This window comes from Streptosporangium sp. NPDC049046 (assembly GCF_040649155.1).
Taxonomy (GTDB): domain Bacteria; phylum Actinomycetota; class Actinomycetes; order Streptosporangiales; family Streptosporangiaceae; genus Streptosporangium.
Genome location: NZ_JBEZEZ010000010.1, coordinates 155,090 through 179,363, shown reverse-complemented (window position 1 = coordinate 179,363; position 24,274 = coordinate 155,090). Strand labels below are relative to the sequence as shown.

Genomic DNA, 24,274 nt, shown 5'->3' with positions numbered 1-24,274 from the left:
GCCGGAAGACGAGAATATTTCGGCTCCTGTCGGTCCGGGAGAGCCCGGCGACGAAACCGCCGTCCGGCCCGGATGACCCCCGCGGGACCACCTCCCTTCATGCGGCATATATCCAGCTCAAGTGGCCCATAGAGGGAAATTTCATCTCTCGGGCATCCCTGACGCCGACCGGAGCACCATCGGCCCCAGACGCCTATGCGATCACTCTGGTTTACCTGGGACTCACAGTAAATGTCCGGAATTTGCTGACAAGACGGATCTGTCACCGACAGAATGCGGGGGCCATCCAGCGTCTAACCAACCGGAGGAACCGACATGCGCAGACCGCTAGGGGCGGCACTGCTCTGCCTCGGGAGTCTGGCGGCCATCAGCACGCCGATCGCCACGGCTCACGCCGCGTCCGCTCCGCAGGCCGAGTGCCGTGTGTACGCCGCCAAGCCGTACGTCACCGCGGCGGGACGGATCCAGGCCTCCGCCGCGCGGCTCGGCTGCGACGACACCGCCCTGGTCCGCATCCGCGTCAAGCGCGCCGTTCCCGGGGCCGACCCGATCGTGAAGAGCGCGTCCCGGAAGGGCACCAACGGACGGGTGACGGTGAGACTGCGCTGCGCTCCCGGCGTCTACTACGCCGTCGTCACCGACTACCGGGGAAACAGCGGCCGCTCCAAGCCCGTCAGGCTCGGCTGCTCCCCCACCGACACCCCGGCCCCCACCCCCGCGCCGACCACTACCACCACCCCCAGGCCGACCCCGACCCCGTCGGCCAGCGCCACCCCCACCAAGCCCACCCCCACCCCCAGCTCCACTCCCAGCTCCGCACCGGGATCCTCCCTGTCGGAGGAAGTGGTGCGCCTCACCAACGTCGAGCGGCAGAAGGGCGGCTGTGGCCCGCTCATCTCCGACCCGCAGCTGCGTTCGGCCGCGCAGGGCCACTCGGACGACATGGCGGCCAAGAACTACTTCAGCCACACCTCGCAGGACGGCCGTGACATGACCGCCCGGATCAAGGCGAGCGGGTTCAGCCCGATGCGCGCCTGGGCCGAGAACATCGCGATGGGCCAGCGCACCCCGGCCGACGTGGTCACCGCCTGGATGAACAGCTCCGGGCACCGGGCCAACATCATGAACTGCGCCTACACCCACCTCGGCGTGGGCGTGGCGAACAGCTCCCGGGGCATCTACTGGACCCAGAACTTCGCCAAGCACTAGGAATCAGGCACAACCGGACCGCGAGGCACCCGGTGTGAAACGGCCCGTGCCCCTGGTGACGAGTTCTCGTCACCAGGGGCACGGGCCGCTGCTTTCGGCTCGGCGCCGTCACATGAACGCCGTCACATGAACGCCGTCACCCGAACCTCTACTTGAGCCAGCTCATCATCGGACGGAGCTTGGCGCCGGTCTTCTCGATCGGGTGCTCGGCCAGCTCGTCGCGGTAGGCGGTGAACTTCTTCTGGCCGCCGTCGAACTCGTCCACCAGCTCCTTGGTGAACTCGCCGGACTGGATCTCGGCGAGGATGCGCTGCATCTCCTTCTTCGTCTCCTGCGTCACGATGCGCGGGCCGCGGGAGTAGCCGCCGTACTCGGCGGTGTCGGAGACCGACCAGTACATCTTGTGGATGCCGCCCTCGTACATCAGGTCGACGATCAGCTTCATCTCGTGCAGGCACTCGAAGTAGGCGACCTCGGGCTGGTAGCCCGCCTCGATCAGGGTCTCGAAACCGACCTTGATCAGCTCGGAGACGCCGCCGCACAGCACGGCCTGCTCACCGAACAGGTCGGTCTCGGTCTCCTCCTTGAAGGTCGTCTTCAGCGCGCCGGCGCGGGTGCCGCCGATGCCCTTGGCGTACGACAGGGCGAGGTCCAGGGCGTTGCCGCTCGCGTCCTTCTCGACCGCGACGAGACACGGCACGCCGCGGCCCGCCGTGTACTGGCGGCGTACGAGGTGGCCGGGGCCCTTGGGAGCGACCATGGCCACGTCCACGCCCTCGGGCGCCTCGATGAGGCCGTAGCGGATGTTGAGGCCGTGCCCGAAGAAGAGCGCGTCGCCCTCGACGAGGTTCGGGGCCACGTGGTCGGCGTACAGGTGGCGCTGGATGTGGTCCGGCGCGAGGATCATGGTCAGGTCGGCCTCTTCGACGGCCTCCGAGGGAGTGAGAACGCGCAGGCCGTCGGCCTCCGCCTTCTCCTTGCTCTTGGAGCCCTCGGGCAGGCCGACCCGCACGTCCACGCCGGAGTCGCGCAGCGAGAGCGCGTGGGCGTGGCCCTGGCTGCCGTATCCCAGAACGGCGACGTGCCGGCCCTGGATGATCGACAGGTCGGCCTGGTCGTCGTAGAAGATCTCAGTCACTTGCTTAACCTTTCGGGTTTCTCGTACGCGTTACGCGGTCCGGTCCAGGGCCCGGAGAGAACGGTCGGTGATGGAACGGGCACCGCGGCCGATGGCCACCATGCCCGACTGGACGAGCTCCTTGATGCCGAACGGCTCCAGGACCTTGATGAAGGCCTGCAGCTTGTCCGGAGTGCCGGTGACCTCGATGGTCACCGCGTCGGAGGAAACGTCGACACAGCGTGCCCGGAACAGGTTGACCAGCTCCAGCACGCTGGACCTGTTGTCGGCGTCGGCCCGCACCTTGATCAGCGTGAGCTCGCGCTGCACCGACTGCGCCGGATCGAGCTCCACGATCTTCAGCACGTTGACGAGCTTGTTGAGCTGCTTGGTGACCTGTTCCAGCGGCAGGTCGGCGACGTTGACCACGATGGTCATCCTGGAGATGTCCGCGTGCTCGGTCGGGCCGACCGCGAGCGAGTCGATGTTGAACCCCCTGCGGCTGAACAGCGCCGCGACGCGCGCGAGCACGCCGGGCTTGTTCTCCACCAGCACGGAGAGCGTGTGCCTGCTCATGCCTAGTCCTCGCTGTCCCAGACCGGCGCCATGTCGCGCGCGAACTTGATGTCATCGTTGCTGGTCCCTGCCGCGACCATCGGCCACACCATGGCGTCCTGGTGCACCACGAAGTCGACGACCACCGGCACGTCGTTGATCTCCATGGCCTTCTTGATCGTCGCGTCCACGTCCTCGGGGCGTTCGCACCGCAGCCCCACGCAACCGTAGGCCTCGGCGAGCTTGACGAAGTCGGGGATGCGGCGGACCGTCTGCAGGTCGGTGTTGGAGTAACGCTGGTTGTAGAACAGCGTCTGCCACTGCCGGACCATGCCAAGGTTACCGTTGTTGATGATCGCGACCTTGATCGGCACACCCTCGATCGTGCAGGTGGCGAGCTCCTGGTTGGTCATCTGGAAGCAGCCGTCGCCGTCGATCGCCCACACCGTGGTGTCGGGGCGGCCCATCTTGGCCCCCATCGCCGCCGGGACGGCGAAGCCCATCGTGCCCGCGCCGCCGGAGTTGATGAACGTGCCGGGGTTCTCGTAGCCGATGAACTGCGCGGCCCACATCTGGTGCTGTCCGACACCCGCGGTGTAGATCGCGTCCGGGCCGACGAGCGCGCCCAGCCGCTCCATGACGTACTGCGGGGCGAGGGAGCCGTCCTCGAACTCGGTGTAGCCCAGCGGATAGGTCGCCTTGTAGGCGTTGAGCGCCGTCCACCAGTCGGCGTAGTCGCCCTTGCGCCCCTCACCGCGCACCGCGGCGATCAGGTCGGAGATGACCTCCTTGCAGTCGCCCACGATCGGGACGTCCGCGTGCCGGTTCTTGGAGATCTCCGCCGGGTCGATGTCCGCGTGGACGACCTTCGCGTGCGGCGCGAAGCTGGACAGCTGGCCGGTGACCCGGTCGTCGAAGCGGACACCGAGCCCGATGATCAGATCGGACCTCTGCAGCGCGCCGACCGCCGAGACCGAGCCGTGCATGCCGGGCATGCCCATGTGCTGCGGGTGGCTGTCGGGGAAGGTGCCCCGCGCCATCAGGGTGGTGACCACCGGGATGCCGGTCAGCTCGGCGAACTCCAGCAACTCCCCCGACGCCCCGGCCCGGTGCACGCCGCCGCCCACGTAGAGGACGGGCCGCCTCGCCTCGGCGATCAGCTTCGCCGCCTCGCGGATCTGCTTGGAGTGCGGCCGTGTCACCGGACGGTAGCCGGGCAGCTGCATCGCGACCGGCCACTCGAAGGTCATCTTCGCCTGGAGCGTGTCCTTGGCGATGTCGACCAGCACCGGCCCGGGACGCCCCGTCGAGGCGATGTGGAAGGCCTCCACGATCGTCCTGGGAATCTCGTTCGGGTCGATGACCAGGAAGTTGTGCTTCGTGATCGGCATGGTGATGCCGGAGATGTCGGCTTCCTGGAAGGCGTCCGTGCCAATGGCTGCGCTGGCCACCTGACCGGTGATCGCGACCATCGGGACCGAGTCCATGTAGGCGTCGGCGATCGGGGTGACCAGGTTGGTGGCGCCGGGGCCGCTCGTGGCCATGCACACCCCGACCTTGCCGGTGGCCTGCGCGTAGCCCTGAGCCGCATGCCCCGCACCCTGCTCGTGCCGTACTAGCACGTGCCGGACCTTGGTCGAGTCGTAGAGAGGATCGTAGGCGGGGAGAATCGCGCCGCCCGGGATCCCGAACACGGTGTCGACCCCGACGAGCTCCAGCGCCCTCACGAGGGCCTGGGCTCCTGTCATCTGTTCGGTCATCGGCTCGTTCCTTGTGGCTGAACATGCTTAATGGCATAAAAAATGCCCCATCCCGCCTGGTCGGCGGAGCTGGGGCGGCGCGCAGGTCGTAGTGATTCGCTATCGGCCCGCGCGCCGGCGAAGTACTACGAGAATCCCACGGTGAAGCTGCATGGCTCCACCATGGCCGACGGAGTACCCCCGCGTCAAATTCATGGGACACATATCTCAGAGTCCGAGATGCGAGGTCACGCGGGAGACCCGAGGCTGGAGAGGCTGGTGCGGATCAGCGAGTCGACGCCGCGCGCGGCCATCGGGCGCGCCACCAGGAACCCCTGGCCGCGGGTGCAGCCCATCTCGCGCAGCAACTCCAGCTGCTCGGGCCGCTCGATGCCCTCGGCGACCACGATCAGCCCCAGGTCGTGCCCCAGCCGCACGATCGTGCGGGTGAGCAGGGTGAGCGTCTCGTCACGGCCGAGCCCGGACACGAAGGACGGGTCGATCTTGATCATGTCGACCGGGAGCTGCCGCAGGAACGCCAGCGAGGCGTATCCGGTGCCGAAGTCATCGATGGCGAGCCGGACGCCGAGGGCACGCAGCTCGGAGAGCCGGGTGATGGTCTCCTCCGCGTCCTCGACCAGCATCTCCTCGATGACCTCCAGGGTGAGCGCACTGGGCGGCAGCTCGCTCTCGGCCAGGACCGCCTCGACGGTCTCCACGAAGCGCGGCGCCATGATCTGCCGGGCCGAGAGGTTCAGCGAGAGCCCGATCTCCCAGGAGGAGGCACGCCAGGCGGCCACCTCCCTGCAGGACTCGCGCAGGATCCACTCGCTCAGCGGCACGATCAGGCCGGTGTCCTCCGCCGGGCCGAGGAACTGCTCGGGCGGGACGAACTCGCCGCCCCGGCACCAGCGCACCAGCGCCTCGACGGCGGTGACGCGCGAGGTGGCCAGATCGACCACCGGCTGGTACTCGATCGCGAACTGGTTCTCCAGCAGCGCCCGCTGCAGGTCGGCGGCGAGCTCCAGGCGTCGTACCACGTCGGCGTGCATGTGCGCGGCGAACACCTCGACCCTGCGCCCGCCCAGCTCCTTCGCCCTCGCCATCGCCACGTCGGCGTTGCGGATCAGGTCGGCGGAGGAGACGTCCGCGGTGGAGAAGGCCACCCCGACGCTCGCGGTGAGCGCGACGTCGCGGTCGGCGACCCGGAACGGCTCGGACGAGACCGTACGGACCAGCAGCTCGGCCAGGTCGACCGCTGTCTGGGCGTCGACCGGCGCCTCGAGCAGCACCGCGAACTCGTCGCCGCCCCAGCGCGCCAGGGTGTCGTCGGCCCGTACGGCGGCGCGGAGCCTGCGGGCCGCCTGACCGAGCAGGTAGTCGCCGCTGGCGTGGCCGACCGAGTCGTTCACCGCGGTGAAGCCGTCCAGGTCCAGGAAGACCACGGCGACGTTGCTCGCGCCGGGACGGGCCAGCACCTCCCGGGTGCGCTCCTCGAAGTAGGCCCGGTTGGGCAGGCCGGTGATGCCGTCGTGGAAGGTGAGGTGGGCGACCTGGCTGCGCAGGGCCTCCTGGTCGCTGATGTCGCGGGTGGTGACGAGGAGCAGGTCGTCGCCGCGCACGTGCCGGGTCGCCACCGACTCGGCGGGCCGCCACGTCCCGTCGGAGGCCCGGACCCGGCAGGCGACCATGCAGGCGCCCGGCCCCTCCTCGGCCTCCTCCTCCAGGCTCATCGCGCTCAGCGCCGCCTGGATCCCCGGCACGTCCTCGGGGTGGATGTAGTCGAAGATCTTCCGGCCGACCAGGTCGTCAGGACGGTAGCCGTACGTGATCTCGACGCCCTCGCCGATCTCCCGCACCACGCCGTCGTAGCCGCACAGCATGACCACGTCCCCCGCGCTCTCCGCGAGGTCCCGCAGCTGCAGCTCGCCGAGATGCAGCAGGCTCCGCATCCGCCCGGTCTCCATCAGCATCACGAACAGGCGCACCACCAGGACGGCGACGATCGACGCGCACACCGAGGCGAGGACCGCCGGGGGGCCCTGCACCCCGCCGCTGATCACGCGCAGGAGCACGACGACGGTGGCCGCTCCCACGAGGAACAGCGGCACCGCCGCGATCAGCGAGGACGTGCTCTCCCTGACGAACGGCTCGTCGTCCCTGGGCGCGACAGACCGCGTCGCGGGCCCGCTCCACGGGACCGCGGCGAGCACCAGGAACGCGGCGGGGGCGAGCCACACCCAGGTCAGGGACGGTGTGTCGCCGTTCACCCGGGCCACCGCGGTGATCGTCTCGGAGGTCGCGATCGCGGCGAGCACGGCGAGCGCGGCGAGACCGACCGGCCAGGCCGAGCGCCGGATCGGCACCACGGCCGGGCCCACGACGCTGGCGAGGATCAGGCAGAACAGCGGCGAGGCGAAGGTGACCGCGGCGTCGCCCGCGTCACCGCCGGTGCCGTAGAGCGGACCCACCAGCGACACCCAGACGATCACCATGATGGCCGCGGCGCACACGTAGGAGTCGGCGAGGTCACGCAGCAGGGCGTGCCCGCGCGCGGGTCTGGCCGCCGACAGCGCGGTGCCGACCGCGAGCATCGCCGTACCGGCCAGGAGCACCAGGTCGGCGAAGGTCACCACGAAGGGTGTGCCTTCCGCGATCGGCCGTACCCCTACCCCGGCCAGCCAGGTGAGCGATCCTCCGGCCAGCCAGCGCCAGGCCAGCGCCCTGCGCCGGTCGGTGATTTTGGAGGCGGCGGCGAACAGCGAGCCCGCGGCCGCCGCGGCGGTGACGACGCCCGCCACCGCCTCGACGACCACGGCCGGAGCGCCGCTGACGAGCGCGGCAACGAGCCCCACCACGCCCGCGGCGGCGGCGGTCAGCGGTACCCGGGGGTCACGCCAGCGGATCAATGTCGTCTGCCCATCAATGTCGTTTGGTGTTTTTCGCTTTCGCAGCTTCCCTTGCTCGCTGCGCCCGCGCTGCCGGTGCGAGCGCGTCGTCCTTCGTCCTCGGCGCTCGTACCGGCACAGGGCCAGTGTGTGCCGTCCGACCCGCGCGGGTGGTGACAACGCCGTAGTCGTCACCGATCTGATAACCACGCGAGCAACGGTGATCGCTTTTACCGACGGTACGCACCGCAGGTCACGGGGCAGCCACGGCCCGGATTCCTTTGCCGGTCAGTACGAACCCGTGATCACATCTTTGAGCGGCTCCCTCGCGAGGTGACGCGACGGCTGGGAGCGAGGGCTTGCCACAGGGGCCCCACCCGTCAGTACGAACCCGTGATCACGTTTTTGAGCGGCTCCCCCGCAAGGTAACGCAACAGCTGGGAGCGCAGAAGCTTCAGCGTGCGCCGTACGGACGCCGGAGTGCTGCCCGCGACGTGCGGGGTGATGAGAACCCCCGGCGCCGTCCACAGCGGGTGGCCCTCCGGCAGGGGCTCGGGGTCGGTGACGTCGAGCGCGGCGAGGATCCGGCCCGCCCGCAGCTCGGCGACGAGCGCGTCCGTGTCGACCACCGTGCCCCTGGCCGCGTTCACCAGGAGGGCGCCGTCCCTCATCGCCGCCAGGAACCCGGCGTCCACCATGCCGGTGGTCTCGGGCGTCGAGGGGACGAGCAGCACCACCACGTCCGCCCCCGGCAGCAGCCCCGGCAGCTCGTCCAGGCCGTGCACACCGGCCCTGGCGGTCCTGGCCACCCGGACGACGTCGACCTCGAAGCCGTTGAGCCGCCGCTCCAGCGCCTCACCGATCGAGCCGTAGCCGACGATCAGGACCGTGGAGTCGGCCAGCACCCCGGTGTGGTGGTAGGTCCACTCGCCCTCGCGCTGCGCGTGGACGAACCCGGGAAACTCCCGCAGCACGGAGATCATGGCTCCCACCGCCCACTCGGCGGTGCCCGCGTCGTGCACCCCCCTGGCGTTGCACAGCGTCACCCCCTCCCGCACGTGCGGCCGGTAGGCGTCGACACCCGCGGTGACGGTCTGCAGCAGCCGCAGGCCGGTCATGCGGGCGAGCAGACCGGGAAGATCCGCCAGCGGCGTGAGCGGCGGGATCCAGACCTCGGCCTCCTCCACGCCCTCGGGCACCGGCTCCGTGCCGTCGTAGACGACGCACTCCACTTCCGGGAGATCACACAGGACATCGGCGATGGCTTTGGAAGGTACCCAGATCTTCATGTGCGCATTATCCAGCCGTACGGCCGGTGGCGCCGCCCCTCACGACCGCACCGTCCGGCCGTGCGGGACGCGCCGGCGCCGTGATTATTCGGACACGCACTTCAGGTCGAGTTCGGGGCGGTAGACCGTGGTCTTCTTGACGCGCTTGATCTCCTTGCCGTCCTGCTTGAAGACGCGCCAGACATCGATCGTGAACCCGTTCTGGCCGACCATCGGGATGCAGGTGGGGCCGCTGTCGGTCTCGCTCTTGAACGGGGTGACGTTGTATCTCTCCGAGGAGATCGACTCGATCTCGTAACGCTTGGTGCTCCAGAAGGCGACGGTGACCCCGCTGTCGTTGTAGGAGGTCTTCACCAGCACCCCGTACGGCGAGTCGTTCTTCCAGCGGAAGTCGGGCTGGGGCCAGGAGACCGTGGACTCGCGTCCGGCCGGGTAGCGGGAGATGTAGAACTCGTGCGCCATGTGCTGGACGTCCTCGAGGCCGCCGAAGAACACCGCGTTGTACATGGTGGTGACGAACTGGGAGATGCCGCCGCCGACCGAGTCGACCAGCCTGCCGCCCTGGATCATGGGGGCGGGGACGAAGCCGCGTGCCGTGTCGCGCTGGCCGACGACGCCGTTGAGCGAGAAGGTCTCACCCGGCTTCACCAGGTGACCGTCCAGGAGCTTGGCGATCGTCCTGATGTTGGTGACCCGCGGCGGGCAGCAGGTGTAGGGGGTGGTGAACTGGCTGATCCGCTCCTTGATGCCGAGCTTGCGCGCGTCGGCGTCGGACATCCTCGGCTTGACGGTGGCGAGGAGGACCGGGATCGTCCGGTCGCCGTCACGGGCGACCATGTTCGCCACGTCGGTGGCGAGCCGCTCGTCGTCGACGCCCTTGCCCTTGCGTCCGGGCACCAGCTTCGGCTTTCCCCCGACGATCTGGAACGTGGGGTCGCGGGGGGCGAGGGCCGAGTCGATCAGGTCCCCCTCCACGGAGGCCACGGCGTTCTTGGCGTCGAACTTCGGGCTCATACCGCCGGAGCTGTCCGGTTCGAAGGACAGGTGGGCGGCGAGGGTCTCCACCGGCAGCTGGGTCTGCTTGCCGGCGAAGGTCAGCGTGACCGGCCCCGACAGCGCCTTCCGCGCACTGGCCGCGGCCTGCTTGACCGTCTCCGCCCCGGCCATCGGCTTGATCACCGAGACCGGGAGGCGGACCTCCTTCTCCGGGCCGAGGAAGGCCTTCGTGATCGCGGCGACCGCGGCCTCCCTCTCCAGCTCCCGGCCGTCGCGGGGCGTGACGACGACGGGCTTGACGCCTTCGAACGTGACCGAGCCCTCACGGACCTTGAGATCGACCTTCTTGGCCAGGCCGGCGACCGCGGCTCTCATCTTCTCAAGGTCGGAGGAGACCTTGGGCTCCAGGTCGGTGGTGCCGGTGAAGGCCCGCCAGACCTCGGCGGGGCTGGGAAAGCCGCTGGGCGCCTGGGCGATGGTGGCGACCACGTCGAACTCCAGGCCCGACTTCGCGGGGTCGAAGTCGTAACGCTTGCCCGCCGCCAGCAGGTTCATCTTCTCGCCGGCCTTGCCCGACAGACGGTCCCTGAGCTTGTCGGCCGCCTCGGTCGCGGTCAGGCCGCCGATGTCGATGCCCCGCACGGTGGTGCCCGGCAGCATCTTTCCGGACATGATGACGGCGGGCACCGCGTAGGCGAGCGCGACGACGAAGAGTACGGCGAAAACGATCAGGAAGAGCCTGCGGGCCCCGCGGCGACGCGGAGGCGGCTCCTCGTAGCGGAGCCCGTCCGGTTGCGGGAACCCGCCGTCGCCACCGGGGACGAGCGTCGGCTCGTCGCGCCGGAAGGGGCGTTCCGGAGTGGCCATCTGCCAGGGCTGCGGGGGCTGGGCCGCGGGGGGAAGCGTCGTCCCGCGGGACGGTGCGGACTGACCACCGGGGCCGGGCCTTCCTGCACCCGGAGATCCTCCGTGGCCGGTGGGGCCGAAGATGTCGGGCGAGACACCGGGGGGAAGGCGCGAACCCCCCTGGGGTTGGGCGGCCTGAGTGCCGGGAGCTCGTCGCGGGTCGCGGGCGCCCGGTGGTACGGGGCGTGAAGGAAGGGGCATTGCCTCAAAGGGGTCCGTCGGTGGGTCCACAGACGCTCCGGCGTTCCGCACGGCCTCCGCATCCTCCTGCTTCGCAGCTTCCACCTCCGGCAACCTTAAACCACATTGGTCAGCCTCCGCCCAAAATGAAATAACAAATCATCCTGTCCATCGGTAGCGATGCTCGGGTCTTCCCGCCGTGCCGTACTTCGGGCGGAGCTCCGCCTGGCCCACCGCGCACAGGTGTTCCAGATACCGGCGGGCGCTCACCCTGGACAGACCGGTCACCGTCGCCGTCTCGGTCGCCGACAGGTCGCCGCCGCTCTCCCTGAGCGCCTCGGCGACGAGGGAGCACGTGGTGCCCGACAGCCCTTTGGGCAGCGGTGGCGGAACCCCCCTGACCGCGCCGAAGAGCCTGTCGACCTCGTCCTGACGGGCCTCGTCCCCGAGGGTGGCGAGCCGTCTGCGGATCTCGGCGTACTGTTCGAGGCGCTCGGTCAGGGCGCGGGCGGTGAAGGGCTTGATCAGGTAGTTGACCGCGCCACCGCGCATCGCCGCCCGGACCGTGGTGACGTCGCGCGCGGCGGTGATCACCAGGATGTCCACCGGTTGCGCGGCCCCCCTGAGCTTCCTCAGGACGTCGAGTCCCGACATGTCCGGCAGGTAGATGTCGAGCAGCACCAGGTCGGGCCTGCGCGCCGCGGCCGAGGCGATCGCGGCGCCCCCGGTGTGGACGACACCGGCGACCGTGAAGCCCGGCGTCCTGGTGACGTAGCCACCGTGGATCCTCGCCACCATGAAGTCGTCGTCCACGACCAGGACGCGGATGTCGCCCATGTGCGTGTCCCCGGTCAACTCGGCACCTTCCGTTCCGTGGAGGCGGATTCCCCCGCTCCTTCCGCGAGAGGCGGTGCGGGCGCCGGCCGCGCTCGATCGCCCCACCCACCGAGGGCTCCTTCCGCGGCGGGCGGTGCGGGCTCCCCGGTGGGAAGGAGCGCGGTGAAGACGGCGCCGCCCGCGTTGTGCACCCGCACCCAGCCGCCCCGGCGTGCGCACGTCTGGCGGGTGAGGGCGAGGCCCAGGCCGCGCGGTCCCGCGTGGGCCGCCTTCGTGGTGAAGCCCTCCCTGAACACCTCGTGGACCAGGCCGGGGGTGATCCCGGGACCGGAGTCGCCGACCCGGACGCGCAGCCCGTCCGCCTCGGTACGGACCGAGACCTCCACCGTTCCGCCGGTCTCCTGCAGCGCGTCGAGGGCGTTGGCGACCAGGTTGCCGACGACCAGGACCGCGTCGTGCGGGTCGCCGAGCATGCCCTCCTCCACCCGGGAGTCGTCGGACAGCACCAGGGTGGCGCCCCGCTCGGCCGCCTCGGCCGACTTGGCCAGCAGCAGGGCGGCCAGCGTCGGGTCGGCGACCTTCTCCCTGATGCCCGAGGCGTGCCTGCTGTAGGCCTCGGTGGTCTGGGTGATGTAGCTGACGGCCGTCTCGTACTCGCCGAGTTCCAGCAGGCCGACCACGGTGTGCATCCGGTTGGCGAACTCGTGGGCCTGCGCGCGCAGCGCGCCGGTCGTGGTGCTGGCCCGGTCGAGCTCGCGGGTCAGGCGCACCAGTTCGGTACGGTCCCGCAGGGTGACCACCCAGCCGCTCTGCAGTTCCCGTACCGCCACCGGGGTCCGGTTGAGTACGAGCACCCGGTCTCGGTGGAGCACCACCCTGTCGTCGCCGGGGTCCACCCCGTCGAGCACGTCCCGCATCCGGTCGGACAGGGGCATCTCCCGCAGGCTCCGGCCGACGTCGTGCCGGGAGAGGCCGAGCAGTTCGCGCGCCGCGTCGTTGACGAGCGTGACCCTTCCCTGGAGGTCGAGGGCGAGCACCCCCTCCTTGACGCCGTGCAACACGCCCTCGCGCTGTTCGAGCAGGGCAGCGATCTCTCCCGGTTCCAGGCCGAACGTCTGGCGGCGTACCCGCCGGACGATCAGCGCGGCGGCGCCCGACCCGGCGACGAGGACGGCGAGGACCGTCCACAGCAGCGGCGGGAGCGCCTCGCCGAGCTGGTCGGCGAGACGCTCCTCCAGGATCCCGACCGAGGCCAGGCCGATGACCCGCCCCGAGGAGTCGAAGATCGGGGCCTTGCCGCGTACCGAGCGGCCGAGGGTGCCCGTCTGGACGCCGGTCCAGCGCCGCCCGTTCGTGAGGATCTCCGAGCCGTCGGTGGACAGCCTCTTGCCGATCAGGCTCGGGTTGGGGTGGGCGTAGCGGATCTGGTCGCGGTTCGCGATCACCACGTAGTCGGCGCCGGTCGCCGCCTGCACCCCGAGCGCGATCGGCTGCAGGCTCAGCTCGGGTCTGGGCAGGGCGAACGCCTCGCGCACCTGGGGAAGCCCGGCCACCGACTCGGCGATCGCCAGGGCACGCTGCTGGTACTGACGGTCCAGCAGGGCGCGGGTGTGCTCCATCCAGACACCCGCCGTGCCGGCGACCGCGAGGAACACGATGACGGTCTGCAGCACGAAGAGCTGGGTGCCGAGCGAGGCGTCGAGTAAGCGTCGCACGAGTTGACTCCTGGTCGGAGACCTCGATGAAAGCAGTCCGAGATAACGGCGCGGTCGAGGACGCGTGACCAATACGACCGATACGACGGCAACCACGCAAAGCATCGACAGGCTGCCCTCCTGAGGTCAGCATCCTCACCACGCTTTATTGACGTTTGTTTGGAGCTGACCATGCGACTTCGGAGACTGGCCGCCCTCGCGGTGCTGTCCCTCGCCGCCCTCACCGCCTGCGGTTCCGATGGTGGCTCGGGAACGAGCGCGCTGAGAATCATGGCTCCGGCCTCACCCGGAGGCGGCTGGGACCAGACCTCCCGCGTCGCCGGCGAGGCGCTCAAGACCGCCGAGCCGTCGCGCAAGATCGAGGTCTACAACGTGCCCGGCGCGGGCGGCACCATCGGCCTGGCCCAGCTCGCGGGCGAGAAGGGCAACGGTGACCTGCTGATGACCATGGGCCTGGTCATGGTCGGCGCGATCGAGCAGAACAAGTCGAAGGTCACCCTCGCCGACACCACGCCGATCGCGAAGCTCACCGAGGAGTACGAGATCGTCGTGGTCCCCGCGGGGTCGCCGTACAAGACGCTCGGCGAGCTGGTGACGGCGTGGAAGGCGGATCCGACGAAGATCGCCATCGCGGGCGGCTCCGCCGGGGGCACCGACCACATCGTGGCGGGCCTGATGGCCAAGGCCGCGGGCATCGACCCCAGGCAGGTCAACTACATCGCCCACTCCGGCGGCGGCGAGGCGCTCAACGCGCTGCTCGGCGAGAAGGTCGCGATGGGGATCTCCGGCATCGGCGAGTTCGCCGAGCACGTGAAGTCCGGCAAGCTGCGCGCTCTCGGCGTCAGCTCTCCGGCGCGGCTCGGCAATGTCGACGCGCCCACTCTCAAGGAGGGGGGTCTGGACGTGGAGCTGGCCAACTGGCGGGGCTTCGTCGCGCCCGGCGGGCTGGACGACGAGGCGAAGAAGAGCCTCACCGACCTGGTCACCAAGATGCACGAGTCCTCCGCGTGGAAGGAGGCGGTGCTCAAGAACGGGTGGGCCGACGTCTTCCAGACCGGTCAGCCGTTCGCCGACTTCCTCGCGGCCGAGCAGACCAAGGTCAAGGGCATCATCGCGGAGATGGGCCTCGTCTCCTGATGCCTCCCGTGGAAGACCCGTCCGGCCGTACCGGCACCGGCGCGACCGGTGCCGGTACGGCCGGCACCGGACCCGAACCGGCCGCCGTCACCCGCGTGGGCGACGGCGGCGCCGATCCCGCCCTGGATTCCGGCTCGGGTTCCGGCTCGGGTTCCGGCCCCGATCCCGCCCTGGATTCCGGCTCGCCTTCGGGAGGCGGGGTGGCGACCGCGGCCGGGTGGTCGTGGCGGCGGCCCGAGCTGGGGCTGGCGGTGCTGGTCCTCGCGCTGGGAGCGTTCGTGATCGTCGGTACCGCCGACGTCACCGCCGCGGGCTCCGTCCTCGGTCTCGGCCCCCGGTTCTTCCCCGCCCTCGTCGGGGGGGCGATGCTGCTGATCGGGCTGTTCTACGTGATCGACGTGCTCAGGGGAGGTCACGGCGACCCCGAGGACGCCGAGGACAGCGAGGACGCAGACTCGGCCGCGCGGGCGGACTGGCGTACGGTCGCGCTGGTCAGCGTGATCTTCCTGGCCTTCACCGGGCTGCTCGACCTGCTCGGCTGGATCATCGCGGGCGCGCTGCTCTTCTTCGGCCTGTCCGTGACCCTCGGGGCGACCCGGCGGCTGCGCGCGGGGGTCGTCGCGATCCTGGTGTCCTTCCTCACCTACCTGCTGTTCGTCAAGGGCCTCAGCGTGACGCTGCCGGCCGGGCTGCTGTCCGGGGTGATCTGAGTGGACTCTCTGCGGCTGTTGCTGGACGGCTTCGTGACCGCGCTCACCCCGGTGAACCTGCTCTACGCGCTGGTGGGCGTCACGCTGGGCACGCTGGTGGGCGTGCTGCCCGGCATCGGCCCGGCCATGACCGTGGCGCTGCTGCTGCCGATCACGTTCACCGTCCCTCCGGAGAGCGCGTTCATCATGTTCGCCGGGATCTACTACGGCGGCATGTACGGCGGGTCGACCACCTCGATCCTGCTCAACACGCCCGGCGAGAGCTCCTCGATGATCACCGCCCTTGAGGGCAACAAGATGGCCAAACGCGGCCGGGCGTCCCAGGCGCTGGCGACGGCCGCGATCGGCTCGTTCGTCGCGGGCACCATCGCCACCACGCTGCTGGTCGTCGCGGCGCCCCTGGTGGTGGACTTCGCGATCTCCTTCGGCCCCGAGGACTACTTCGCGCTCGCCGTCCTCGCCTTCACCGCGGTGTCGTCGGTGCTGTCCCGCTCCGTCGTACGAGGGCTCGCCTCGCTCGGCCTCGGCCTGGTCGTCGGGCTCATCGGCATCGACCAGCAGACCGGGCAGGCCAGGCTCACCCTGGGCGTCCCCCAGCTGCTCGACGGCATCGACGTGGTGATCGTCGCGGTCGGGCTCTTCGCCATGGGCGAGGTGCTCTACGTCGCCTCGCGGCTGCGGCACGACCGGCCGGAGGTGATCCCGGTCGGCCGGGCGTTCCTCGGCCGCTCCGACTGGTCGCGTTCCTGGCGGCCGTGGCTGCGCGGCACCGCGCTCGGCTTCCCGTTCGGCGCGCTGCCCGGCGGCGGCGCGGAGATCCCCACGTTCCTGTCGTACTCGGTGGAGAAGCGGCTGGCGCGCGGGGTCGCCCGCGAGGAGTACGGCAAGGGCGCGATCGAGGGGGTCGCCGGTCCCGAGGCCGCGAACAACGCCTCGGCGGCGGGCACGCTCGTCCCGCTGCTCACGCTGGGCCTGCCCACCTCGGCGACGGCCGCGATCCTGCTCGCGGCCTTCCAGCAGTACGGGCTGCAGCCGGGCCCTCAGCTGTTCGACCACAACCCGGCGCTGGTCTGGGGCATGATCGCCTCACTGTTCGTGGGCAACACCATGCTGCTGGTGCTCAACCTGCCGCTCGCCCCGCTCTGGGCGCGGGTGCTGCAGATCCCCCGGCCCTACCTCTACTCGGGGATCGTGCTGTTCGCGGCGCTCGGCGTCTACGCGCTGAACTCCTCCTGGGTGGAGCTGGTCATCCTCTACGTCCTGGGCATGCTCGGTTTCGCGATGCGCCGCTTCGGCCTGCCGGTGGCCCCGGCGGTGATCGGCCTGATCCTGGGCCCGATGGCCGAGATCCAGCTCCGCCGGGCCCTCGCGATCGGCGCGGGTGATGTGACGGTCCTGGTCAGGAGCCCGATCGCGGCGACGCTGCTGGTCATCTCGCTTCTGGCGTTGTTCACGCCCCTCATCAGGAAGGTGGCCGCCCGCCGCGGCGCCTGACCGGAACCGGCCGCACCGGGTGCGGCACACGCGGGCACGGACGGAGGTCCGTGCCCGTTTCCGTTCCGGCCCCGTTCTCCCGTCTGTCGCGCGGGCGTACGCTCCGTCTCCGCCCGGAGCGTACGCCCGCGCGGACCGTCGGAAGGCGCCCGGGCGCTCAGGGGGTGAAGGCGGCCAGCAGGTCGTCCAGCCCCGCCTTGACGCGCTCGACCGTCACCCCGTGCTCGCGCAGGCGGTGGGCGAGCAGCGGCGCGGCGAGCGGGGCGAGCAGGGCGTCGGCGAGGACGTAGGCGTCGGAGCCGGGGCCGACCTGGGTGACGAGCATCGACAGGTGGGCGTGGTATGCCTCGTAGGCGCCCCCGAAGCGGGCGAACGGTGTCGCCGTCTCGGCCATCACCAGCAGGTCCAGCTGTTCCACCGTCCTGTCGGCGAGGGCGTGCAGGAAGCCGCGGATGCGGGCGGGCGCGTCGGCCCCTGGCCCCAGCGGCGGCGGTCCCTCGATGAAGGCCGCCTGGAACTCGCGTTCCCGTTCGTCGATGAGCGCGTACGCCAGCCCTGAGCGGTCGCCGAACCTGCGGTACAGCGTGCCGACCCCGACCCCCGCGGCGGCGGCGACCTCCGCCATCGACAGCCCGTCGACGCCGTGATCGGCGACGATGCCGGCGGCCGCGGCGAGGATCTTCGCCCGGTTGCGCGCCGCGTCGACCCGTTCGCGGCGGGGATTCGTGACGACGTCCACGATCACAGGCTACTGGAGGGTTGTAAGCGGAATCAGTTCCGCTTTATGGTTAAGCGGAACTGATTCCGCTTAAGGAGCACACCATGACACGCAGGGTCGCCCTCGTCACCGGGGGAAGCCGTGGGATCGGCGCCGCCATCGCCGCACGCCTCGCCACGGAGGGCACCGACGTGGTGATCACGTACGCGCGTTCGGCGGAGCGGGCGGTGGCGGTCGTCAAGGAGATCGAGGCCGCCGGCGCCCGCGGGCTCGCCGTGGCGGCGGAGGCCACCGACGCGGACGCGCTCGTCGCCGCGGTCGAACGGACCGTCACCGAGTTCGGGCGGATCGACATCGTGGTGAGCAATGCCGGCATCGCCCCGTTCGGCCCCCTGGAAGAGGTGACGCTCGCCGAGGTCGACCACACCCTCGCCATCCACTCGCGCGCCTCGTTCGTGCTGGCCCAGGCCGCCGCCCGGTACATGGGCGAGGGCGGCCGGATCATCTGCATCGGCAGCAGCCTCGCCGAACGCGTGCCGTACCCGGGGTGGACCCTTTACGCGATGAGCAAGTCCGCGCTGGTCGGCCTGACGAAGGGTCTCGCCAGGGACCTCGGCCCGCGGGGCATCACGGCCAACCTCGTCCAACCCGGCTCGACCGACACCGAGATGAACCCCGCCGACGCCCCCGAGGCGGAGGAGGAACGGCGCCTCACCGCCCTGGACCGCTACTGCGACCCCGGTGACATCGCCGCCACCGTCGCGCACCTGGCCGGAGAGGGTGGCAGGAACATCACCGGCGCCACCCTCACCGTCGACGCGGGCACCACGGCCTGACCGGGCCCGCGCCGGGCCTGCGCCGGGGAAGACGACGGGTCCGTGACGGGAAAACGGGAAACGGCCGCCCGGTTGTGGGGAGCCGGGCGGCCGGGTCTTGTCCGGGAAAGTTCAGGGAAAAGGCTATTCCCGCAGGGTGTCGACGGCCGGTCCGTTGAATTTCAAGCCGTCCTCCCTCGCCAGATAGCTGCACGAAACCCATCCCGTGGTGCCGGAGGGCAATCCCGAGGCCGACCTGGCGCCCAGCCGGAAGTTACACCAGCCGCCCGTCGAGTTCGGGTTGAGAATCTGCCCGTAATCGCCGTAGTAGAGATAGCCGATGACCGTTGAGCCTCCCGCGCTCGATCGCAGGCGCACCCCGTCCGCCACCACCACCGCGTCCACGCCCGGGGCCGCCGACAGGACGAAAGCGCTCCTCACCGGGCCCGCATGAGCGGGAACGGCCGCAACGGCCATCCCCGCGGCGGCCGTCAACGTCGCGGCGGCGAATGCCAGAAGCTTTTTCATTGGACGTTCTTCCGATCGTGAGGTCAGGTCATGCCGGAGTTAAAGGTGAGACTGCAGTGATTACTGTGCAAGCCATCAAGAATTTCGTCAACACCTGTTCAGTTTCAGAAATGTGAATTACCACATAAAAGAGGCCCTTCCGATTAAGGGCACGCAGGCGACCGGAAGGATCCTCGACATCCGTCACCGGGCCGGTCCCGCCGACGGTCCAGGTCGCGTCGCAGGCCTCGCTCCGGGCGGCCACGGCGCCCGGCCCCTCGCGCTCCCAAGCGGAACACAAGTGGTCCACAAGTGATCGTTCCTAGGTTCCTCCGTAGAACCGGGGGCCGAAAGCGGCAACCCGGTGACCGGTTCTCGACACCGAGGCCGGAGGACCAGCCGGGGTCGCGACGACGCGGCCGAGAGGAATGATCATGTCGAAGATCACGATTGACGACCTGCCCTTCGAGGGTGCCGAGCTCGCCGAGGCCGAGCTGGGCGAGGTGTCCGGCGGCAAGTGGTCGGTCAGCGCGTGGAAGAAGGACCTGCCGTGCGAGTGGTGGCAGTACTAGTCCGCGGATCCAGCGGCTGATCGGGCCGGCCCACCGACGGGACCTTCCCCCCGGTGAGGCGGGCCGGACCCTTCGGCGGACGGGCGCATCGGACGAACACGGCGCGGTGGGACGGGAGACCCGTTCCGCCGCGCCTTCGAGACGGGACCGGACAGTGATTCTGATCATCAGCAGGCGGGGTGACGGGGCGGTCGAGAGGGTCGTGGCCGCACTCCGGCGGCGCGGCGCTCACCTGGTGGGAGCGGACGGCGACGCGAACACCACCGCGACCTGCTCGGGGACGCCCGTACTGTGGTGGGACACCGGTGACTTCCCGAGCCGCAGCCGGATCACCGCGTCGTTCGCCGGCGGGGAACGACGGCTTCTGCTGGACACCGGCGCGGAGACGATCGACCTGTCCCGGATCACCGCGGTCTGGCGCAGCCGTCCGAGCGCGCCCTCCGCGGCCGACACCGTGACCGAGCCGAGTCACCGCGCGCACGTCGACCGGCAGGCGGAGTTCATGCTGGACGGGGTGTGGAGCCTCCTGCCCGCGCGCTGGCTGCCCGGCCGCCGGGCGGACGAACGCCGCGCGCACAACAAGATCTTCCACATGGCGCGTGCGATCGAGCTGGGCTTCTCCGTACCCGACACGGTCTACACCAACGATCCCGCCGAACTCGCGGGCGCGTACGAATCGGCGGAACGGCTGGTCGCCAAGCAGATCACCGCCGAGCCGTTCCAGGTCGACGGCGCCGAGCACCGCGCGTTCACGACCGTGGTCACCCGCCGCCACCTGACCTCCCGGCACCGCCTCCAGGACGAGCCGGTGATCCTGCAGCCCTACGTTCCCAAGGCGGTCGAGCTGCGGGTGATCGTCGTGGGAGAGCGCGTGTTCGCCGCGGAGATCGACGCCTCGGCCTCCCGGGCGGCGAGGGACGACTGGCGGCACTACGACAACGACCGGGTCAGGTACGGCGTACACGAACTGCCCGCCGAGGTGGCGTCGCGCTGCACCCGGCTGGTCGCCGACGTCGGCCTCACCTACGCGGCCCTGGACCTCATCGTCACCCCCGGCGGCGAGTACGTCTTCCTGGAGCTGAACTCCAACGGCGCGTGGGGGTTCGTCGAACTGTGGAGCGGACTGCCCGTCAGCGACGCGATCGCGGGCTGGCTCATGGACGGAGAGAAACCGTGACCGATTTCGCGCAGGCCCTGCGATCCGGGGTCTCCCTGCTCCGTACGCTGCCCCGCCGCGACGCGGGCGTCGCCGACGCCCACCGTGCCGTCGGCGAGTGGGCGGCGCGGCACCCGGAGATCCGGGCACAGCTCGTCGTCGACCGGCGCCCCGGAACCCCGGTGGTCGACTACGACCTGCTCCTCGACCATCCCGAGGGCGGCACGGTCGCACTGACCGCCCCTGCCGAGGACGGGGTGCCCTGGCTGATCGACCACTCGACGCACTGGGCGGCCGGGTATCTGGTCAGCGTCAACGACGTGGACGTGACGGTTCCCCAGGCGCTGACCATGCTGCGCTCGCTCTCCCGGAGGGACGCGTCGCCGTACCAGGAGATCGTCGACCAGTGCCTGCTCGTCGAGGCCACCGAAGAGGCCGCCGGCACCGAGCCGCTCACCGCCGCCGACCTCCAGGCGACGGCCGACGAGTTCCGCAGGAGCAGAGGGCTGCACGACCGCGCGTCGACCCTGGCCTGGATGACCGAGGCCGGGATGTCCGGCGAGCGGTTCGAGGCGTACATCACCGAGATCGCCCGCCGCCGCCGCTTCCGCCGGGACAAGGAGGCGGAACTCGCCCCGGGCCACCTGGCCGCGAACCCCGGCGCCTTCGCCCGGGTCAGGGCCGTGTGGGTCACCGGCGAGGAGAAGGTGTCCGCCGCCGGCACGACCGACCTCCTCTCCGCCCTGACCTCGTTCGGGGAGGGGACGTCGGCGGAGGAGACGGTGGTGACCTTCGCGACCCGCTGGGAGACGGATCTGCCCGAGGCACTGCGCGGCGCGGCGCCCGGCCGGGTCGTCGGCCCGGTGGAGCTGCCCGACGGCGGCTTCCTGACCGGAGCCGTCCTGTCCAGGAGCGCGGCCACCGGCGACGCCGAGACCCTCGCCGCCGCCGGACGCGCCGCGTTCGCCCGCTGGCTGGCGGAACGTCGCGCCTCGGCCACGATCGAGTGGCACTGGTCGTGATCGATCCGGACAGCACACAGGCCGTCCCGGCGCCCGGCCGGCACCGGGTGCGGCACTGGGAGGACAGCGAGGGGTACCGTACGCGGCCCCCCTACGCCCCTCCCGCCTCCCCTCCGCACCCCGCGGCCGACGCCGACGACCCCCGAACGCGTTTTCCCGCAACCGCCGACGCCACCGAGACGCGGACGCAGCCCTCCACCACCGCCGACGCCACCGACCCCCGGACGCGCCCCCCGGCCACCACCGGCCCCGGGGTGCCCTCCTCCGCGGCCGGCCCCGCCGCGCCGACGCCGTCCGCACCGGCCGGTCCCCCCTCGGGGAGCGGTCACGGGCGGCCCATCTACCGGGAGGAGGCGCTGCGCCGGCACGCCGACTCCCGCGCCGCCGCCAAGATGCCGCTGGTGATCAGCGGTCCGTCGTTCCTGCTGCTGTGGATCGTGGTGGCCGCCGTCCTCGCGGCCGGTGCCACGCTGATCACGCTCGTGCTGGGAGCGGGCGGATGAGGAACCGCGTACCGGTCCTGCTGCAGAACAGCGTCACCGAGTGCGGCGCGGCGTGCCTGGCGATGGTGCTCTGCCACCACGGCCACCGCACCACGCTGCACCAGGTGTCCGAACGGCTGCAGGTCGGCAGGGACGGGCTGAGCGCCAAGGCCATCGTGGAGGGCGCCCGCGAACACGGCCTGAAGGCGCGTGCCTTCTCCCTCGCGCCCGAGGACCTGGCGCGTGTGCCGCTGCCCGCGGTCGCGCACTGGGAGTTCAACCACTTCGTGGTGGTCGAGCGCTGGTCACCCGACCGGGTTGACCTCGTCGATCCCGGGCGGGGCCGCCGCCGCCTCACCGCGGAGGAGTTCGGCGCCGGGTTCACCGGCGTACTGCTGGTCTTCGAACCCGGCGAGGGGTTCCATCGCGGCACGTCCTCGATGGCGAGCGCCTGGCGGCGCGAGTTCGTCCGCACCCTGTTCCGGCGCCGCCGCGGCCTGCTCGCGCAGGTCATCGCCGCCTCGCTGCTGCTGCAACTGCTGGGCCTGGCGCTGCCCTTGCTCTCCCAGCTGCTGATCGACAAGGTCATCCCTTCCCGGGGAGCGGACCTGCTCCCCCTCCTCGGCGGGGCCGTGCTGCTGGCCGGGGTGGCCCAGTTCGTGATCGGCTACCTGCGGGCGGCGCTGCTGGTGGCGGTACGGGCCCGCGCCGACCAGGAACTCACCGAGGGGGTGATCGGCCACCTGGTGACGCTGCCGTACCGGTACTTCGCGCAGCGCGGCAAGGGCGACCTGCTGACCAGGGCCGCCAGCGTCTCCACACTGCGCGACATCCTCACCGGCCAGATCGTGGCGGCGCTGCTGGACGGCCCGCTCGCCATCGGCTACCTCGTGCTCGTCTACATCTGGGATCCCGTCTTCGGGCTCGCCCTGACCGGGGTGGTCGTGGCTCAGGGGCTCCTGGTGCTGGCCACCACCCGCCGGATCAACCTCCTCACCCAGCGGGAGCTGACCGCCTACTCCGCGTCGCAGAGCAGCCTCATCCAGGCGATCACCGGCATCGAGACGCTGAAGGCATCCGGGGCCGAGAGCCGGGCGGTGGAGCAGTGGTCGGCCCACTTCACCGAGCAGCTCAACGCCGACGTGCGCAGCGGCCTCACCCGGGGCCTGGTGGAGGCCGCGCTGTCCGCGATCCGGGTGGTCGCCCCGCTCGGCCTGCTGTGGCTCGGCACCTGGCGGGTCCTCGACGGGGAGCTGACCGTGGGCGCGCTGATCGCGCTCAACGCCATCGCGCTCGGCGCCCTCACCCCGCTGGGCTCGCTCATGACCGGCCTGCAGAGCCTGCAGCAGGCGGGCGCGCACTTCGACCGGCTCTCCGACATCCTGGCCTCGGAACCCGAACCCAGCGAAGGCATCGAGGTGCTCCGGCTGCGCGGCGCGGTGGAGTTGCGCGGCGTGAGCTTCCGGCACGACCCCCGCGGCCCGTGGGTGGTGAGGGACGTCTCGGTCTCCATCCGGCCCGGGCAGAAGGTCGCGCTGGTGGGCGCCTCGGGCTCCGGCAAGAGCACGCTGGCCAGGCTGCTGCTCACCCTGCACACCCCGGTGGAGGGCGAGATCCTGTACGACGGCGTTCCGGCCTCCGAGCTCAACCTGCGCACCCTGCGCCGCCAGTTCGGCGTGGTCGGCCAGGACTCCTCCCTGTTCAGCGGATCGATCAGGGAGAACATCGCACTGAACCTCCCCGACGCCCCCCTGGAGCGGGTCGTCGCCGCGGCCGAGGTGGCGGCACTGCACGAGGAGATCATGGCCATGCCGATGAAGTACGAGACGGTGCTGACCGACGGCGGCGGTCTCTCCGGCGGCCAGCGTCAGCGGCTCTCGCTCGCCCGCGCGATCCTGCCGCGACCGAAGATCCTGCTGCTCGACGAGGCCACCAGCAACCTGGACAGCGCCACCGAGGCGACCATCGAGTCCAACCTGTTCTGGCTCACCCAGACCCGCATCGTGATCGCCCACCGGCTGAGCACGATCAGGGACGCCGACCTGATCCTGGTGATCGACTCCGGACGCGTCGTGGAACGCGGCACCCACGACGAACTGATGGCCGCCGCCGGCAAGTACGCCGAACTCGTAACCGCCCAGACCACATCGAACTAACCTCACACACCCCGCGCGACATCGAAGAGACCTTCGCGCGGACCGGCCCTGGAACCTCCGGCGCGACCTCCAGG

Annotated in this window: 19 protein-coding genes and 1 pseudogene; 10 read left to right on the top strand and 10 right to left on the bottom strand. The window is 70.7% G+C overall.

All coding sequences use genetic code 11. From position 1 onward, the window contains the following. Positions 1–315: 315 nt before the first annotated feature. Entirely contained in the window at positions 316–1,209 is an 894-nt protein-coding gene (locus AB0B96_RS16545) for a CAP domain-containing protein (protein WP_362899444.1), read from the top strand. Between the two features lie 148 nt (positions 1,210–1,357). On the opposite strand, the gene ilvC is transcribed toward AB0B96_RS16545, so the two are convergent. From ilvC to AB0B96_RS16505, 8 genes and pseudogenes are all read right to left on the bottom strand, one after another. Next, a complete protein-coding gene (ilvC, locus tag AB0B96_RS16540; RefSeq protein WP_362899664.1) occupies positions 1,358–2,338 on the bottom strand; it encodes a ketol-acid reductoisomerase in 981 nt (326 codons plus the stop codon). Positions 2,339–2,377: 39 nt separating this feature from the next. Then, a complete protein-coding gene (gene ilvN / locus AB0B96_RS16535; RefSeq protein ID WP_350947623.1) occupies positions 2,378–2,902 on the bottom strand; it encodes an acetolactate synthase small subunit in 525 nt (174 codons plus the stop codon). A 2-nt stretch (positions 2,903–2,904) separates the two neighbouring features. Then, a pseudogene (locus AB0B96_RS16530) lies at positions 2,905–4,644 on the bottom strand (acetolactate synthase large subunit); the annotation flags it as partial. A gap of 224 nt (positions 4,645–4,868) precedes the next feature. Next, positions 4,869–7,529, bottom strand: coding sequence for a GGDEF domain-containing protein (locus tag AB0B96_RS16525; protein WP_362899441.1), 2,661 nt, complete (start codon positions 7,527–7,529; stop codon positions 4,869–4,871). A 359-nt stretch (positions 7,530–7,888) separates the two neighbouring features. Then, positions 7,889–8,797, bottom strand: coding sequence for a 2-hydroxyacid dehydrogenase (locus tag AB0B96_RS16520; protein WP_362899439.1), 909 nt, complete (start codon positions 8,795–8,797; stop codon positions 7,889–7,891). Between the two features lie 84 nt (positions 8,798–8,881). Next, positions 8,882–10,660 (bottom strand): VanW family protein, encoded by a 1,779-nt coding sequence (locus tag AB0B96_RS16515; RefSeq protein WP_362899437.1) that lies wholly within the window; start codon positions 10,658–10,660, stop codon positions 8,882–8,884. A 378-nt stretch (positions 10,661–11,038) separates the two neighbouring features. Next, on the bottom strand, positions 11,039–11,716 hold the full coding sequence (locus tag AB0B96_RS16510; RefSeq protein WP_350947648.1) for a response regulator: 678 nt from the start codon (positions 11,714–11,716) through the stop codon (positions 11,039–11,041). A gap of 14 nt (positions 11,717–11,730) precedes the next feature. Further along, positions 11,731–13,431 carry a sensor histidine kinase gene (locus AB0B96_RS16505; RefSeq protein WP_362899435.1) on the bottom strand — a complete coding sequence of 567 codons (1,701 nt, stop codon included), beginning with the start codon at positions 13,429–13,431 and terminating at the stop codon, positions 11,731–11,733. Between the two features lie 171 nt (positions 13,432–13,602). Between AB0B96_RS16505 and AB0B96_RS16500 the strand changes: the two genes are divergently transcribed. From AB0B96_RS16500 to AB0B96_RS16490, 3 genes are read left to right on the top strand one after another with little or no spacing between them, the layout of a single operon-like run. After that, positions 13,603–14,568, top strand: coding sequence for a tripartite tricarboxylate transporter substrate binding protein (locus AB0B96_RS16500; protein ID WP_362899433.1), 966 nt, complete (start codon positions 13,603–13,605; stop codon positions 14,566–14,568). A gap of 8 nt (positions 14,569–14,576) precedes the next feature. Next, positions 14,577–15,278 (top strand): tripartite tricarboxylate transporter TctB family protein, encoded by a 702-nt coding sequence (locus tag AB0B96_RS16495; protein ID WP_362899431.1) that lies wholly within the window; start codon positions 14,577–14,579, stop codon positions 15,276–15,278. Beyond that, positions 15,279–16,772, top strand: coding sequence for a tripartite tricarboxylate transporter permease (locus AB0B96_RS16490; protein WP_362899429.1), 1,494 nt, complete (start codon positions 15,279–15,281; stop codon positions 16,770–16,772). 157 nt (positions 16,773–16,929) lie between these two features. Here the strand turns inward: AB0B96_RS16490 and AB0B96_RS16485 are convergent, their stop codons facing one another. Next, positions 16,930–17,511, bottom strand: a complete 582-nt coding sequence (locus tag AB0B96_RS16485) for a TetR family transcriptional regulator (RefSeq protein WP_362899427.1) — start codon at positions 17,509–17,511, stop codon at positions 16,930–16,932. Between the two features lie 83 nt (positions 17,512–17,594). On the opposite strand from AB0B96_RS16485, the gene AB0B96_RS16480 reads away from it, so the two are divergent. Beyond that, entirely contained in the window at positions 17,595–18,326 is a 732-nt protein-coding gene (locus tag AB0B96_RS16480) for an SDR family oxidoreductase (RefSeq protein WP_362899425.1), read from the top strand. Positions 18,327–18,449: 123 nt separating this feature from the next. Here AB0B96_RS16480 and AB0B96_RS16475 read toward each other — a convergent pair whose 3' ends face one another. Next, positions 18,450–18,833 (bottom strand): SH3 domain-containing protein, encoded by a 384-nt coding sequence (locus AB0B96_RS16475; RefSeq protein WP_362899423.1) that lies wholly within the window; start codon positions 18,831–18,833, stop codon positions 18,450–18,452. Positions 18,834–19,246: 413 nt separating this feature from the next. On the opposite strand from AB0B96_RS16475, the gene AB0B96_RS16470 reads away from it, so the two are divergent. The 5 genes from AB0B96_RS16470 to AB0B96_RS16450 all read left to right on the top strand — a co-directional run bounded on the left by AB0B96_RS16470 (position 19,247) and on the right by AB0B96_RS16450 (position 24,200). After that, a complete protein-coding gene (locus AB0B96_RS16470) occupies positions 19,247–19,384 on the top strand; it encodes a putative ATP-grasp target RiPP (RefSeq protein ID WP_350947614.1) in 138 nt (45 codons plus the stop codon). 154 nt (positions 19,385–19,538) lie between these two features. Next, a complete protein-coding gene (locus AB0B96_RS16465; protein WP_362899421.1) occupies positions 19,539–20,561 on the top strand; it encodes an MvdC/MvdD family ATP grasp protein in 1,023 nt (340 codons plus the stop codon). Then, positions 20,558–21,562, top strand: coding sequence for a TIGR04500 family putative peptide maturation system protein (locus tag AB0B96_RS16460; RefSeq protein WP_362899419.1), 1,005 nt, complete (start codon positions 20,558–20,560; stop codon positions 21,560–21,562). The genes AB0B96_RS16465 and AB0B96_RS16460 overlap by 4 nt, the downstream gene beginning before the upstream one ends. Continuing rightward, the gene (locus AB0B96_RS16455) at positions 21,547–22,065 is read left to right on the top strand and encodes a hypothetical protein (protein ID WP_362899417.1); all 519 of its coding nucleotides are present in this window, start codon (positions 21,547–21,549) and stop codon (positions 22,063–22,065) included. Before AB0B96_RS16460 ends, AB0B96_RS16455 begins: the two co-directional genes overlap by 16 nt. Next, on the top strand, positions 22,062–24,200 hold the full coding sequence (locus AB0B96_RS16450) for a peptidase domain-containing ABC transporter (protein ID WP_362899415.1): 2,139 nt from the start codon (positions 22,062–22,064) through the stop codon (positions 24,198–24,200). Before AB0B96_RS16455 ends, AB0B96_RS16450 begins: the two co-directional genes overlap by 4 nt. Positions 24,201–24,274: the final 74 nt, after the last annotated feature.